This is a genomic window from Erysipelatoclostridium sp. An173, from assembly GCF_002160495.1.
GTDB classification, from domain to species: domain Bacteria; phylum Bacillota_I; class Bacilli_A; order Erysipelotrichales; family Coprobacillaceae; genus Thomasclavelia; species Thomasclavelia merdavium.
Window position 1 is genome coordinate 12,059 of the sequence record NZ_NFKR01000012.1, and the last position, 14,285, is coordinate 26,343.

Annotated in this window: 14 protein-coding genes; 9 read left to right on the forward strand and 5 right to left on the reverse strand. The window is 27.6% G+C overall.

Annotated features, from left to right (window positions below; genetic code table 11):
- The first annotated feature begins 16 nt into the window (after nucleotides 1-16).
- A complete protein-coding gene (locus B5F09_RS06950) occupies nucleotides 17-1,357 on the forward strand; it encodes an MATE family efflux transporter (RefSeq protein WP_087300347.1) in 1,341 nt (446 codons plus the stop codon).
- A 69-nt stretch (nucleotides 1,358-1,426) separates the two neighbouring features.
- The gene (locus tag B5F09_RS06955; protein WP_087300345.1) at nucleotides 1,427-2,320 is read left to right on the forward strand and encodes a PEP phosphonomutase; all 894 of its coding nucleotides are present in this window, start codon (nucleotides 1,427-1,429) and stop codon (nucleotides 2,318-2,320) included.
- A gap of 47 nt (nucleotides 2,321-2,367) precedes the next feature.
- Here B5F09_RS06955 and B5F09_RS06960 read toward each other — a convergent pair whose 3' ends face one another.
- The gene (locus B5F09_RS06960; protein ID WP_087300343.1) at nucleotides 2,368-2,991 is read right to left on the reverse strand and encodes a peptidylprolyl isomerase; all 624 of its coding nucleotides are present in this window, start codon (nucleotides 2,989-2,991) and stop codon (nucleotides 2,368-2,370) included.
- 467 nt (nucleotides 2,992-3,458) lie between these two features.
- On the opposite strand from B5F09_RS06960, the gene B5F09_RS06965 reads away from it, so the two are divergent.
- The 6 genes from B5F09_RS06965 (at nucleotide 3,459) to B5F09_RS06990 (ending at nucleotide 7,410) form a co-directional block, all read left to right on the forward strand.
- Entirely contained in the window at nucleotides 3,459-3,947 is a 489-nt protein-coding gene (locus B5F09_RS06965) for a Panacea domain-containing protein (protein WP_239404276.1), read from the forward strand.
- A 5-nt stretch (nucleotides 3,948-3,952) separates the two neighbouring features.
- Nucleotides 3,953-4,438 carry a hypothetical protein gene (locus B5F09_RS06970; RefSeq protein WP_087373109.1) on the forward strand — a complete coding sequence of 162 codons (486 nt, stop codon included), beginning with the start codon at nucleotides 3,953-3,955 and terminating at the stop codon, nucleotides 4,436-4,438.
- A 195-nt stretch (nucleotides 4,439-4,633) separates the two neighbouring features.
- A complete protein-coding gene (locus B5F09_RS06975; protein WP_087373112.1) occupies nucleotides 4,634-5,446 on the forward strand; it encodes a pyridoxamine kinase in 813 nt (270 codons plus the stop codon).
- Nucleotides 5,447-5,460: 14 nt separating this feature from the next.
- Nucleotides 5,461-6,105, forward strand: coding sequence for a TatD family nuclease-associated radical SAM protein (locus B5F09_RS06980; RefSeq protein WP_087300335.1), 645 nt, complete (start codon nucleotides 5,461-5,463; stop codon nucleotides 6,103-6,105).
- Nucleotides 6,106-6,161: 56 nt separating this feature from the next.
- Nucleotides 6,162-6,896 (forward strand): tyrosine-protein phosphatase, encoded by a 735-nt coding sequence (locus B5F09_RS06985; protein WP_087300333.1) that lies wholly within the window; start codon nucleotides 6,162-6,164, stop codon nucleotides 6,894-6,896.
- Nucleotides 6,897-7,002: 106 nt separating this feature from the next.
- Nucleotides 7,003-7,410, forward strand: a complete 408-nt coding sequence (locus B5F09_RS06990) for an MG284/MPN403 family protein (protein WP_087300331.1) — start codon at nucleotides 7,003-7,005, stop codon at nucleotides 7,408-7,410.
- 34 nt (nucleotides 7,411-7,444) lie between these two features.
- Here the strand turns inward: B5F09_RS06990 and B5F09_RS06995 are convergent, their stop codons facing one another.
- On the reverse strand, nucleotides 7,445-7,915 hold the full coding sequence (locus B5F09_RS06995) for a TspO/MBR family protein (protein WP_204215253.1): 471 nt from the start codon (nucleotides 7,913-7,915) through the stop codon (nucleotides 7,445-7,447).
- 140 nt (nucleotides 7,916-8,055) lie between these two features.
- Between B5F09_RS06995 and B5F09_RS07000 the strand changes: the two genes are divergently transcribed.
- Complete coding sequence (locus B5F09_RS07000; protein ID WP_087373115.1) at nucleotides 8,056-8,811, forward strand: exodeoxyribonuclease III; 756 nt, start codon at nucleotides 8,056-8,058, stop codon at nucleotides 8,809-8,811.
- Nucleotides 8,812-9,168: 357 nt separating this feature from the next.
- Here the strand turns inward: B5F09_RS07000 and B5F09_RS07005 are convergent, their stop codons facing one another.
- From B5F09_RS07005 to B5F09_RS07015, 3 genes are all read right to left on the reverse strand, one after another.
- Nucleotides 9,169-9,450 carry a CoA-binding protein gene (locus B5F09_RS07005; protein WP_239404277.1) on the reverse strand — a complete coding sequence of 94 codons (282 nt, stop codon included), beginning with the start codon at nucleotides 9,448-9,450 and terminating at the stop codon, nucleotides 9,169-9,171.
- 95 nt (nucleotides 9,451-9,545) lie between these two features.
- On the reverse strand, nucleotides 9,546-11,276 hold the full coding sequence (locus tag B5F09_RS07010) for a M3 family oligoendopeptidase (RefSeq protein WP_087373116.1): 1,731 nt from the start codon (nucleotides 11,274-11,276) through the stop codon (nucleotides 9,546-9,548).
- Between the two features lie 81 nt (nucleotides 11,277-11,357).
- Nucleotides 11,358-14,189 (reverse strand): DEAD/DEAH box helicase, encoded by a 2,832-nt coding sequence (locus B5F09_RS07015; protein ID WP_087373119.1) that lies wholly within the window; start codon nucleotides 14,187-14,189, stop codon nucleotides 11,358-11,360.
- Nucleotides 14,190-14,285 lie beyond the last annotated feature (96 nt).

A 14,285-nucleotide genomic window follows, 5' to 3' on the forward strand; every position in this document is an offset into this window, starting at 1 on the left:
GAAAGGAGTAAAAATAATGAATGATGAAAGAATGGGAAGTAAAAAAATATTACCGTTATTAGTAGAATTTAGTATACCGGCTATTATTGGGATGCTAGTTAATGCGATTTATAACGTTGTAGATCGTATTTTTATTGGAAATGCACCAGGATTAGGTGCAATCGGAATTGCAGGAATAACAATTAGTTATCCGGTTACTTTGGTTTTAATGGCAATTTCGTTAATGGTCGGAGTTGGTGGCGCTACTCGTTTTAGTATTGCTTTAGGACAAAAAAAGCATAAAGAAGCAGCAATTTATCAAGGAAATGCGATTATTTTAACGGTTATTTTTGGTTTGATCTTTATGGTTTTTGGTAATCTTTTTGTTAATTCATTGTTAGTTATGCTAGGGTCAAGTGACAGGGTATTACCATATGCTAGAGATTATTTATCAATAGTATTATATGGGGCAGTTTTTCAATGTGTTACAATGTGTGGTAATAATTTTTCCAGAGCACAGGGGAATCCTAAAAATGCGATGATTTCTCAGTTAATAGGAGCTGGTTTTAATATTGTTTTTGATTATATATTAATTATTAAATTTAATATGGGAATGCAAGGAGCAGCCTTAGCTACAATTGGTGGACAATTCTTAAGTATGATATGGCAGCTATGTTATCTATGTTCAAATCGCTCATTGATTAAATTAGATCTTCAACATATTAAAATAAGAATTAGCTTTGCTTTAGATATTATTAGAACAGGAATACCAGCCTTTTTGATGCAAATGGCAAATAGTGTTTTGAATTTTATTTTGAATAGTAGTTTAGGTACATATGGTGGCGATGTTGCTATTTCAGCTGTTGGAATAATTACAAGTTTCCAAACAATTTGTCAAATGCCTTTGACTGGTTTAATGCAAGGACAACAGCCTTTAATAAGTTATAATTATGGTGCTCAAAAAATTGATCGCGTTAAAGAGACTTTAAAGTATTCAATAATTGGGGGAACAATTATTGCTTTACTTGGCTTTTTAGCAGTTGAATTATTTCCTAAAACAATTATTTTAATGTTTAATAACGAACCAGAAGTAGTTGAATTAGGTACTAGGGCAATAAGAATCTGGTTTATTTGTTTACCATTATTAGGGGCTCAGATCATGAGTGCAAATTATTTTCAATGTATTGGTAAAATTAAAGTTGCTAGTGTTTTGAATTTGTTAAGACAAGTAATTGTTTTAATTCCAATGATTTTGATTTTGTCATCATTAATTGGTCTTGATGGTATTTTTATCGCTGTTCCAATTGCTGATTTAACTGCGTTTTTAATCACAATTTTCTTATTTATTAAATCAATCAGGAAAATTAAAATTAATTAGTAAAACGTTTTCTTTATCAAATAAAAGGCGTATAATATAAATAGGTTAATTTTTGATGGAGGAAATGAAATGAAAAGACTTTTAAATTGTACAACAAGTGAAGCTCTAGCAATGAACGGTGAAGAATTGAAACAATCAATTTTAGCTTGTGAAGGAAGAACAGTAATGACAGAAACTGTTGTTGCTATCCCACCTTTATTAGGAGATTTAACTAATGCTGAATTAGCAGTTTCTTTTGGATCAGATATGGTTTTATTAAACGTATTTGATTGCAATAATCCTGTTATTAATGGAATCGAAGGAACTGATGAACCAGTTAAAGAATTAAAAAGATTAGTTGGCCGTCCAGTTGGATGTAACTTGGAACCAGTTGATCCAGATGCGAAAATGATGGAAACTCGTCATGTAATTGCTGCTGGTAGACAAGCAACTAAAGAAACTATTCAAAAAGCTGAAGAATTAGGGTTTGATTTTATCTGTTTAACAGGTAATCCAGGAACTGGAGTAACAAACAAATCAATTGCAAAATGTATTAAAGTAGCTAAAGAAAACTTTAGTGGTTTAATTATTGCTGGAAAAATGCATGCTGCAGGTGTTGATGAACCATTAGTTGATTTAGATAGCATTAAAGAATTTATTGAAGCTGGAGCTGATGTTATTTTAATGCCAGCAGTTAACACTGTACCAGGATTAAGCGAACAAACATTAACTGAAGCATGTAAATTTATTAAAGAACATGGAGCATTATCATTAAGTGCTATTGGTACAAGCCAAGAAGGTGCTGATGAACAAACAATTAGAGAAATTGCTTTAATTAATAAACGCTGTGGTGTTGATATTCAACATATTGGTGATGCTGGATGGTGTGGTATGGCAATTCCAGAAAACATTATGGCATTATCAATTGCTATTCGTGGTAAACGTTGGACATATCATAAAATTGCTTCTTCAATCAATCGTTAATAATGTTAATATAAAAACTACTTAGATTTAAAATCTAAGTAGTTTTTTTAATCGATTACTTTAATTGTATTGATAACCGGTTGATTTGCTTTTTCAACAGTACCGTTATTATCAGTAACTGGAACAGTTGTAGCAATCTGATCAACAACTTCCATTCCTTCGTATACATAACCAAAAACGGCATATTGTCCATCTAATGATTCAGTTGTTTGATGAACAATGAAAAATTGGGAACTAGCACTATCATAATCGCTAGAACGAGCCATTGAAATAGCACCACGAGTATGTTTTAACGGATTATCAACACCGTTAGCACTAAATTCACCTTTGATAGTTTCATCAGATCCACCAGTACCATCACCATTAGGATCGCCACCTTGAATCATAAATCCATCAATAATTCGATGGAATGTTAATCCATCATAAAAACCATCTTTTGCTAGATTGATGAAATTAGTAACTGTGATAGGAGCCTCATCAGCTTGCAATTCTACTTTGATAGTCCCATAATTTTGAACATCAATTTCAATATGATGATTACCGCTTAATAAATCTTCAGTATTAGTTTCATTATTGCTTGATGTATCAGTATCACTGTCACCACTATTTCCACATCCAACCAAACAAATAGCTAAAGCCATAATAGCTGTAAACTTAAAAAATTTCTTCATAATATCTTCCTTTCATAAATTTAATTATAGCGAATATTACTATTAGTTGTCTACATTAATTGTTTTTTCTAAGTAAAACATTAATCGTAAAACTAAGTTCTATCCTAATTTACATAATAGTCGATCTTAAATTCACAAAGTAGATTTATTTTTTCAATTGATTGATTTATTGAAAATATAGTAAAAATTAACATAGTATACTAAAAAATAGAAAGAATATATATTTAATAGTGCTATATTAACAATAAATATATAGAACAATCTTAGGATTTTTTGGTAATAATAGAAGTAATCATAATATTTTAAATGTATATAATAGTAAGAGATTTTAAAAGGAGAAAAATATGTTGTATTATATTATTTTGATTATTTTCTTTACATTTATTGTAATTTTTACCAGGAAATGTTACAAATATATTAGGTTTAGAAAAATAGATAATACGGACAATGAATCGGAGGCAAATAAAATGGGGGAAATTAAAGCGGTAAATATACCAATTAAAGCTGATATAAAAGATGTAGCTGACTGGTTTTTGTTAAAGGAAAATATGTCAAATAAAAAAATCCAAAAATTATGTTATTATGCTGAAGCGTGGAGTTTGGTTTTATTAGATCAAGATATCTCTCAAAATAGTGATTTTGAAGCTTGGGTTCATGGCCCTGTAAGCAAGACTTTATATAACGAATTTAAAGGATTTGGATGGCAGGAATTAACTATTACTAATCCTGTAGTTGTTAAAAAAAGATTAGATGAACTTTTTACAAAAGAACAAATTGAAGTTTTAGAATCTGTTTGGGATACTTATGGTGAATATGGAGCTGATCAATTAGAGGCATTAACCCATACTGAAAAACCGTGGTTAGAACAAAGAAAAGGGTTAGGAAAATTTCAAAGTAGTACAAGAAAGATTTCTAAAGAAACAATGAAAAGATATTATAAATCTATTGCAATCTAATAATTATGAGTAGAAATAGAAAGAAATTAGCTAAAATAGGAATACCAGATGATAAAAAGATAATTCTTACAGATTCAGTAATTAATAAAAAAGAGCATCCCGAGATAAATTTTAAATATTTATATAAATGTAATGTATGTTGTTTTAAGGGGCTAAATAAATATCATAAAAATCATACTGAAGAAGGAATTTTTGATCAGCTACAAAAATTTTTATATGAAATTGATAAATGTTCTAATTTAGAAGAATTGATAACACAATATACTTCAAAAAATGGAAGTAAAATTGATAATAATAATAAATATATAAAACGTATTAAAAAAGAATTTGAAACTGCATACCCTGATGAAAAAGGATTGCTTGAGAGTAATATTATTCATTTACATTTAAAAAGACATGGAAATGGTAAATTTGTAATATTTGGAGTTAATTATGATAGTGTGTTTTATGTGTTAGCATTTGATCCAGGTCATGAATTTAATAAATTTTAAAATCATAGAATCCTAAGGCTTAATGCCCTAGGTTTTTTTATGTAGAAAAGTTCAATAAAACGTACTAAATAAGTAACAAATCGATTAAAGTCCGTATTATAGTGTTAATATCTTGTCCATATAAAAATATTAAAAACTGTCATGATTAAAATTGCTATTTTTGTGATAAAATATAAGACAATCAAGGAGGTTATGATGAAAAGGGTAGCTTTAATAAATGATGTGACCGGATATAGCCGTTGTTCAGTTGCTATTCAATTGCCTTTAATATCTGCTTTAGGAGTTGAATGTGTTTTTGTGCCAACTGCAATATTATCGGTTAATACATATCATCCAGAATATTATTTTGATGATTATACTGATCGAATGGCTGATTATATTTTGACATATAAGAAAATGAATGTAGAATTCGATGGAATAGTAACAGGATTTTTAGGTTCTGATAAACAGATTGATATTGTAATAGACTTTTTTAAAACTTTTAAGAAGAAAAATACTTTTGTATTAGTAGATCCAGTAATGGGAGATCATGGAAAACTTTATCCTACTTATACAAAGAAAATGCAGGATAAAATGCGGGAATTAATCCCATATGCAACAATAATTACTCCTAATTTGACAGAGTTATGTGCATTGTTGGAAGAAGAATATTTAGGAAATAATATTGATTTTGATAAAATAGAACAAATGTGTCAAAGACTGTCTCAATTAGGACCAGAGAAGATTGTTGTTACAGGAATTAATGTGGAAGATAAAATAGTTAATTTCGCATATGAAAAAAATAGGGGAGCTAAATTAATTAAAGTTAAGCGAATTGGTGAAGATCGTAGTGGTACTGGAGATTTAATAAGTGGTATTATTGCGGGAAGTTACGCTAAAGGTATGGATTTTTATCAATGCGTACAAAAAGCAGCTGATTTTGCTTGCAAATGTATTGATTATAGTCAAAAAATAGGGGCTCATAATCACTTAGGTTTATGTTTTGAACCGTTTTTAAAAGAATTATAAGGAGGAAAATTAAAATGGTAATCTTATATACATTGGCTGGTAATAGTTATATTGATATTAAAGATTTAGATGATTATCAAGGGATTACTTGTTATGTAAATAGTACTAATCGTTGTAATTGTGCTTGTACATTTTGTTTAAGAAATACTAAAGAAATGAGTGAGTCTAATTCATTATGGTTAAAAGAAGAACCTGATGTTAAAAGAATTATTGATGAATTTGAAAAATATGATTTGAATGCTTTTAAAGAAGTTGTTTTTTGTGGTTTTGGAGAACCGTTACTTCGTCATGATGACTTAATGGAAGTAGCGCGTTATTTGAAAAACAAACGTTCTGATTTAATGATTAGAATTAATACTAATGGCTTAGCTTCAGTTAGTGCTAAACGAGATATTACGCCAGATTTTAAAGATTTAATAGATACTGTTTCTATTAGTTTAAATGCACCAGATAAACAAGAATATTATCAACTAACAAGAGCTAGTTTTGGAATAGATTCTTTTGATTATATGTTAGATTTTGCTAAGAAATGTAAAAAGTATGTTCCTAACGTGGTATTGACAGTTGTAGATATTATTGGTGAAGAAAAAATAGCGGCATGTAAAAAGATTGCTGATGATATTGGGGTAAAATTACGAGTAAGACCTTTTGAAGAGTAAATATTTGTATCACTGGTTTAAATATGATAAAATTACAATCAGTGAGGTAATAAAAAATGATGCAATTAAGTAGAGAAGAAAGATTATTAAAAGTTGAAAGTATGACTAATGTTCGTGATTTGGGTGGATATGAAACTCAAAATGGTTACTATACTAAAAGTCATAAATTCGTACGTTCAACAAATCCGGGTAATCTATCTAAAGATGAAAAAGAATATTTGTATGATTATGGAATTAGAGTACAGGTTGATCTAAGAAGTGATTTTGAAGTAGATCAGCAGCCAAGTGCTTTAAAAGGTTATAAAGATATTGAGTATTATAATATAAATTTATTACAGTCTAAAAATTTAAATGTTTTACCAAGTGAAGTTAGAAATTATCATGATTTATCAGGGTTCTATGTGTTTATGTTAGAATCTAATAAAGAACAATTTAGACAAGTCTTTGAAATTTTTTATCAGCATCCTTATAATGCAATTATGTTCAATTGTTCAGCCGGGAAAGACCGTACTGGAGTAATTGCGGCATTATTAATGGATTTAGCAGGATGTCATGAATATGATATTGTCAAAGATTATTCAGAGTCTTATGAAAATAATCTTAAAGTTATGGCTAAACTTGAAGAACTAGTTGATGAAGATAATCGGGCTTTTTTGGAATCATCACCTAAGATGATGATGAAATTTTTAGATTATTTAAGAGAACATTATGGTAGTGCTAAAGAATATTTAGTACAATGTGGTTTGGAAATTGAAAAGATTGAAGAGATAATTGAAAATTTTACTATTTAAGTTATATATTACGTTAATACATTGATTGGTTAATATTATTAAATTTAATAAAATAAAAAAGAAATTCTCCTATTTAAAGATGTATAAGTAAATAGGAGGTTTTTTTATGAAAGAAAAAAGTAAATTGACATTTAAGCAAAAACAAGATGCGGTAGAAAAATTATTTAGACAATATCATCGTGCAAAACTAAAATTATATTGCTTAGAAAATACATCGTTCTATCCTGAAATAAGTACAAGTTTAGTAAAAGAAAGAAAACATACTTATGGAAAAAATTCAATTGCAGCTCGTTTAAATCAAAGGATCGATGATAAAGATGATTTGAAAAAATTAATTTCTGCTTTTGAAATTGTTATTAATGCATTATCTCCAGAAAGTCAGGTTATCATTAATAATGAATTTATTTTAAAAAAAGATAGTGACTGGTGGAATGAATATTATAGTCGTGCGACATATTATCGAATGAAAACCAGGGCATTAGAAGAAATATTATTTTATGTAAATATTTCATAGAAATAAAAACTTTCTGATGAAAGTTTTTATAATATTAATTATGGATAAAAATCCAAAAATTTAAATATAATGCAAATAAAATCCAAATTAGATAAGGAATGAGTAAATAACTAGCTAAGTGGTTTATAGAATATGTTACTTTTATTAGGATAATTACTAAAATATTTAGTATAAATAAAATTGCTAAAGCAAGAAGAAAGTTTTGATAATTGAAAAAAAAGATCGGCCAGCTAAAATTAATTAATAGTTGAAAATAGTAAATTATTAATGCAGTTTCTTTGTTTTTGTGGTTACTACGATGAATCAGATAACTTGATATTCCCATTAAAACATAAAGAATTGTCCAAACGATAGGGAAAATATATCCTGGCGGAGCCAGTTTAGGACGATTGATATTTTGGTAGATATCCATTGAGTTCATAGTAAAAAATGCACTTAACCCACCAATTCCTAAAGAAATAGCAATATTTAAAATTATATACTTGTATTTTTTCAATTTTATCACCTAATTTATTATAGACAATATTTAAAAAAATATGAGAAATCTTAAGAAAATGATAAATAATGATAAAATATTTTCTGAAATAGAAAAAAACGCTTCTATATAAAAGCGCTTTCATGTATAATGGTAGCAGAGGTAAAAAAATGAAATTAGTATCGTGGAATGTAAATGGAATTAGAGCCTGTATTAAAAAAGGGTTCTATGATGTATTAAAGGATAGTCAAGCTGACATTTTTTGTATCCAGGAGACAAAGATGCAAGAAGGTCAAATAGAAATTGAAAAGCATGGTTATTATACTTATATGAATAGTGCTAAAAAGAAAGGATATAGTGGAACATTAGTTTTTACTAAAGTTAAACCTTTAAATTATAGCTATGGTATTGGTATAGAAGAACATGATCAAGAAGGTCGTGTAGTGACTTTGGAATTTGATAATTTTTATTTAGTCAATTGTTATACACCAAATAGTCAAACTGAATTAAAACGACTTGATTATCGAATGCAATGGGAAGATGATTTTTTAAATTATCTAAATACTTTAAATCAACATAAACCGGTAATCCTTTGTGGTGATTTAAACGTAGCACATAAAGAAATTGATTTAAAAAATCCTAAAACCAATCGTAAAAATGCTGGTTTTACAGATGAAGAACGAGCAAAAATGACAAGATTATTAGAAAGTGGATATATTGATACTTATCGTTATTTATATCCTGATCAAACTGGTATTTATTCTTGGTGGTCTTATCGCTTTAATGCTCGTAAAAATAATGCAGGATGGCGGATTGATTACTTTATTGTTTCTGATTCTTTAAAAGATAAAATTAAAGATGCTTTTATTTGTACAGAGATAATGGGAAGTGATCATTGCCCAGTTGGTTTAGAAATAAATTTATAATGTGAATTAAAGGAGATCGTGTCTATGACACCAATAACATTATTATCATTTTATATTTTATTAGGATTGGTTATTTTTTTCTTTATATGTGTCGCATATCAAAAAATTAAAAACAAACAGTGAAGATGCAATCGAAATGATTGCATTTTTTATTGAAATTAATTTCTATAATAACAATAAAATTGGCTGTTTGTATTTTGAAATGAAATATTATTTTTGTTTATTATATAATAAAAGGTTAGTCATTAAACTAACCTAAAGATTTTCGCTTTCTACTAAAACACAATTTTGATAATATTCTAATTTCAAGTCTTTTATTTCTTGCATCAAATTATCATCATATGTTCCTGGCTGTAATCAGATTTTTTCAATATTTAAAGAACTGCATTCTTTAACATAATCACTGCCAAATTTAGGACTAACAACAAATACAGCAACATCTACTGGATTTTTAATAGCACTTAGATTAGGAAAAGTGGCTTCACCATCAATTTCTTTATAGATTGGAGAAACACCATAAACAGTTTTTCCTAATTCTTTTAAACATTTAAAAATTTTATACCCATATTTTTCATGATTAGTGGTAACACCAATTACTGCGAAATTTTGATAATTTTTTAAAACATCTTTTGCTTCCATATTATTTTCTCCTTGTATAATATTACTGTAACGGAGAAATAAGAAAATTACAACAAATATGCTTAATAATAAATAAACTAGCTGTAAAAATACAGCTAGCCAAGTAATTGTTTATATAGTTTAATATCTTCTTTAAAAGTATCAATAGAACTTTGCCAAAAAGTTTTATCAGTTAAATCGATACCAACACTCATACAAATATCTTCTAAGTCCATTTTACCTGTTAACGATAATAGTTTTTCATAAGTTTCGCTAAATTTAGGACCTTGTTTTAAATAAAGGGCATATAAACCTTTGGCTAATAATAAACCAAAAGCATATGGAAAATTATAATATGAATAACTAGCATCATAATAATGAGGTTTCCAAGTCCACATATATGGGTGTAAATAATTATTATCAAGTCCATCGCCATAAGCATCTTTTTGAGCCTGTAACATTAATTGTTTAATTTCTTCAACGGATAAAGCTCCCGATTTTCTGCTTTCAAAAAAGTTAGATTCAAATAAATAGCGAGAATAAATATCTACGATTACTTGTGTTGCCCCTGATAATTCATCTTCTAATAAAGCTAGTTTTGTTTTATCATCAGCATCTTTTAAAGCGGCTTTTGTAACTATTGTTTCGCAAAATGTTGAAGCTGTTTCAGCAATTGGCATTGGATATTCACTATTTAAAATTGTTTCATCATTTAAACATTCGCCATGAAAACCATGACCTAATTCATGAGCCATAGTAATCACATCAGAGAAGCTATTACCATAATTTAGTAAAAAACGGCTTTCTTTGATGCTGTGAAGGTTACAACAAAAAGCACCACCAACTTTTCCATTAGCAGGATAAACATCGATCCAATTGTTTTGAATGGCTTTTAAAGCAAAATCTCCTAAGTGTTTAGAAAAAGTATAGAATTGTTTTACAACAAATTCACAGCCTTTTTCATAAGAATAATTGCTTTTATCTTCAATAACAGGAGCATATAAATCATACCAAGGCAATCCATTTTCATGGCCTAGATGTTTAGCTTTAGTTTTTAAGTAATCTTTGAAAATATCAAGATTTTCTTTCATAGTTTCTAATAAAACATCTAAAGTTTTTTTAGACATTCTTGAATTTATTAAAGTTCTCTGTAGTTCATCTTGATAACCATGTAATTTTGTAGTATATAATACTTCGCCTTTAATACCATTTAAACAAGCAGCAATAGTTTGTTCTTTTTCATGATAAGATTCTATTTCAGCTAAGTATGCTTTTTTTCTAACTTCTTTATCTTTATCATAAGCCATATTTAAAACTTCAGTTAAAGGATAGGTTTTATTATCAATTGTAACTTTAATACTTGAAACAACTTGATCTTTTAATTTTTCAAAAGCATTGCTACCAGTGTTTTGCATGTGAGCTATAATACTTTCGCTATTTTTATCAAGCGTGTGTTTTTGTTTGTTTTGTATTTCGGTTAAAATATATTGATGTTCTTTAATAAGATCACTAGAAATATTATTTAAGTCAAATGAAGCAATCCATTCTTGAGTGGCAACATCATCTTCTACAAAACTAGCGATTAAGTTATCTAATTGATCACTATATTTTAAGGCCGATTCATTAGTTGTATCTACCGATAATGTTAAACTAATAAAACAAGATAGTTTTTCAATTAATTGATTTAATTCAATTGAATCAATTAAATAGTTTTCTAGAGATTTTTCATCGTGATAGTTACGATATTCATTTATTTGCTGGTGTATTTTTTCCAGTTTTTTGAAGTCTGCTAAGAAATTTTCATCATTAAAAGATAAATATAAATTATCTAAATTCCATTTATTCATAAAATCACCTCGAATAATATTATACCAATAAAAAATTTAAATATTAACTAATTTAATAAAAAAGGATAGCGTTAACTATCCTTAATCGTTATTGGTAATATAATCAAAAATATCTTTTCTAATTTCATTTTCTAATCGATATGTAAATTGAATTGCAGAATTTTTATTATCAGGTAATTGAACTTTAATAGGGTTACCAATAGTATGTATTTGTCCCATATAATAAAATTCTTTGGAAATAGTATCGTTTTTGTTTTTTCTTACGAATAAATGAATTTGAATATGATTTTCTTGTTCATGATATATTCGTTGTATTTCATCAGAATCAATACTTCGATTTGGTTTTGAAAAACATATTAATGTTTTAGAATCGACAAATTGATGTTGATATTTACCGCCATGATTTGCATCAAGATCGTGATTAATAAATACAGGCATTGTATTTGTGCGTTGATCATATTTATAACCACCAATATTTAATGGAACAGCATTTACTTCCCAGTTTAATAAACGACATACGTCTTCATATGTATATTTTTGATACAGACAAAAATCAGTATTTTTATAATTATTACTGTAAAATGATTTATATCTGTTGATGCCAAAATTAATTATTTCTATTAGCTGTTTTTTGAAATTACCATCTTTAAATAAATCGATCAATTGTTTTTCTGTATTTAGATTTTCATCTATGAAGATAGCATTTTTATAGGTTGCTTTAGCACCACCAGTAGCAAATTCTTGTCTTAGCTGGTTTACAATTGATAAATAATTTACTTCTTTGAAATCGATACGATATTTATTTTTTAGTTCTTGTTTTAAAAGACTAATAATATTTTGATTGTTTTCAATACATAATTTAATTGCCAATAATTCATGAATTCTTTTTCCAGAAGCTAATTTAGTAGAAATATAAGTTAAATACTGTTCTTGGACATTATTGAATTTTACATTATAATCTTTTTCATATTTTGATAAAAATTTATGATAAGAGCCTAAACTTTTATTTTGGAAAATACGTAAAACATCAATTGATTCATAAGTATCAAAATCTTGTAATCTAGGGATACGTCCTAATTTTTGTTTTAGTTTAAAATAAGCTTCTTTTATAATTTTGACATCACTAAAATTAGCTTTATCAATAGATTCGAAAATTCTTTTTTTAGAAATCTGGTCAAAAGAAACAGTTGATTCACCAGGAATTATTAAAGAGCCTTCACTTACAAATCTTCTTAAATTATCTTTGTTGTAACTAAGATTACCGCTTAGTGCAATTGGAATTAAGAAGTTTTTTTCATAATTGCCAATAAAATCAATAATAACCACATAATCTTTAGAATTATGCTTACGTAATCCACGTCCTAATTGTTGTACAAAAATAATTGCTGATTGAGTAGGGCGTAACATAACGATCTGATTAACTTTTGGAATATCAATACCCTCATTAAATATATCGACAGTAAATATATAATCAAGATAATCATTAGGATTATCTGTTTCTAATTTATCCATCGCTAATCGTCTTTTTTCTTCACTATCTTCTCCAGTTAGAGCAGTAGTTTTATAACCACGTTCATTGAATAGTTTAGATAGTTCTTTGGCTTCTTCTTTACGACTACAAAATACTAATCCACGAACTCGATTACCAGAATAACCATAAATATTTATTTGATCAATAATATGATCAACGCGATTACTAGAAACCAGGTTGTTAAAATCCGTTTTGTCATTTAAAGATACGCCATTAACTTGAACGTCTGTTATACCATAATAATGAAAAGGACATAATAAATCATATTCCATTGCCTGCTGTAATCTGATTTCATAGGCGATATTATAATCAAACATCTTATAAATATCAAAATCATCACTACGTTCAGGTGTTGCAGACATTCCAAGTAAAAAATCCGGTTTAAAATATTCAACTAATTCTTGATAAGAGGATGCTCCAGCACGATGAACTTCATCAATAATAATATAGTCAAAAGTATCGGGAGAAAATATCTCGCGATATTCCTTTTTATGAATTGTTTGTATTGTTGCAAAAATATAATCAGCTTCTAACTCTTTTTTATTACCAGAGAACAAACCTAAACTATGATTCTTAATGATTTTTTTAAAAGAATTCATTGCAGCTAAAGCAATATTTTCACGATGAACGATAAATAGCATTCTTTTAGGGTTATAGTTTTTAACATCAAAAGCGCTAAGATATGTTTTCCCGGTTCCAGTAGCAGAAATGATCAAAGCTTTATTTTTGTTTTCGTTTCTTAATGCGTTTAAGGAATTTAATGCTTCTTGCTGCATTAGATTTGGTTCAATATTTAAATTCTTTTTCTCTTTTAACGTTGGAATAGAAGTATATATAGTTTCATATTTTTTAATCCAATCTATTGTAAGAGGTATGGAGTGATTCCATTGTAATTTAAATTCTTCTAAAACTTTAAAAATCAGTTCATTATTTTTATTACCAGATACTAGAATATTCCATTCTTGATTAGTAGATAATGCAGATTGGGTTAAATTGGTACTACCAATAATGATGTTATATGAATCTATGTTTTTGAAAATGTATCCCTTGGGGTGAAAACCAATATTAGGTTTATCGAAAATTCTAACTTCTATATTATCAAATTTAAGTAATTCATTAAACATATCAGGATGATTAAAATTTAAATAAGACGATGTGATTATTTTTCCTTTTATGCCTTTGTTTTTTAAATCAATTAATGTTTGCTTTAAAACGGCTAATCCAGATTTATTGATAAAAGCGACAGATAGATAAAAAGCATTACATGAATTGAATTGATAAATCAATTCATGAGATAGCTTGATTCCTTCTTGGTAATTATTTGTTAATAATTTTGCAGAGTTAGTAATATTATCAGCTGTTATGTGGTTTAAAGTATTCATTATATTGCTCCTTTATGCATTAGTATAATAGATTTTGTAGACGAAGACTAGTTAATATTTCATTTAGGTGATAGAATTAAGTAAATAGGAAGTGGT

What these genes read in the sequence shown, in the direction of transcription:
- B5F09_RS06950 (WP_087300347.1), top strand. Translation starts at nt 17, where the DNA reads ATGAATGATGAAAGAATGGGAAGTAAAAAAATATTACCGTTATTAGTA.
- B5F09_RS06955 (WP_087300345.1), top strand. Translation starts at nt 1,427, where the DNA reads ATGAAAAGACTTTTAAATTGTACAACAAGTGAAGCTCTAGCAATGAAC.
- B5F09_RS06960 (WP_087300343.1), bottom strand. Translation starts at nt 2,991, where the DNA reads ATGAAGAAATTTTTTAAGTTTACAGCTATTATGGCTTTAGCTATTTGT.
- B5F09_RS06965 (WP_239404276.1), top strand. Translation starts at nt 3,459, where the DNA reads ATGGGGGAAATTAAAGCGGTAAATATACCAATTAAAGCTGATATAAAA.
- B5F09_RS06970 (WP_087373109.1), top strand. Translation starts at nt 3,953, where the DNA reads ATGAGTAGAAATAGAAAGAAATTAGCTAAAATAGGAATACCAGATGAT.
- B5F09_RS06975 (WP_087373112.1), top strand. Translation starts at nt 4,634, where the DNA reads ATGAAAAGGGTAGCTTTAATAAATGATGTGACCGGATATAGCCGTTGT.
- B5F09_RS06980 (WP_087300335.1), top strand. Translation starts at nt 5,461, where the DNA reads ATGGTAATCTTATATACATTGGCTGGTAATAGTTATATTGATATTAAA.
- B5F09_RS06985 (WP_087300333.1), top strand. Translation starts at nt 6,162, where the DNA reads ATGATGCAATTAAGTAGAGAAGAAAGATTATTAAAAGTTGAAAGTATG.
- B5F09_RS06990 (WP_087300331.1), top strand. Translation starts at nt 7,003, where the DNA reads ATGAAAGAAAAAAGTAAATTGACATTTAAGCAAAAACAAGATGCGGTA.
- B5F09_RS07000 (WP_087373115.1), top strand. Translation starts at nt 8,056, where the DNA reads ATGAAATTAGTATCGTGGAATGTAAATGGAATTAGAGCCTGTATTAAA.
- B5F09_RS07005 (WP_239404277.1), bottom strand. Translation starts at nt 9,450, where the DNA reads ATGGAAGCAAAAGATGTTTTAAAAAATTATCAAAATTTCGCAGTAATT.
- B5F09_RS07010 (WP_087373116.1), bottom strand. Translation starts at nt 11,276, where the DNA reads ATGAATAAATGGAATTTAGATAATTTATATTTATCTTTTAATGATGAA.
- B5F09_RS07015 (WP_087373119.1), bottom strand. Translation starts at nt 14,189, where the DNA reads ATGAATACTTTAAACCACATAACAGCTGATAATATTACTAACTCTGCA.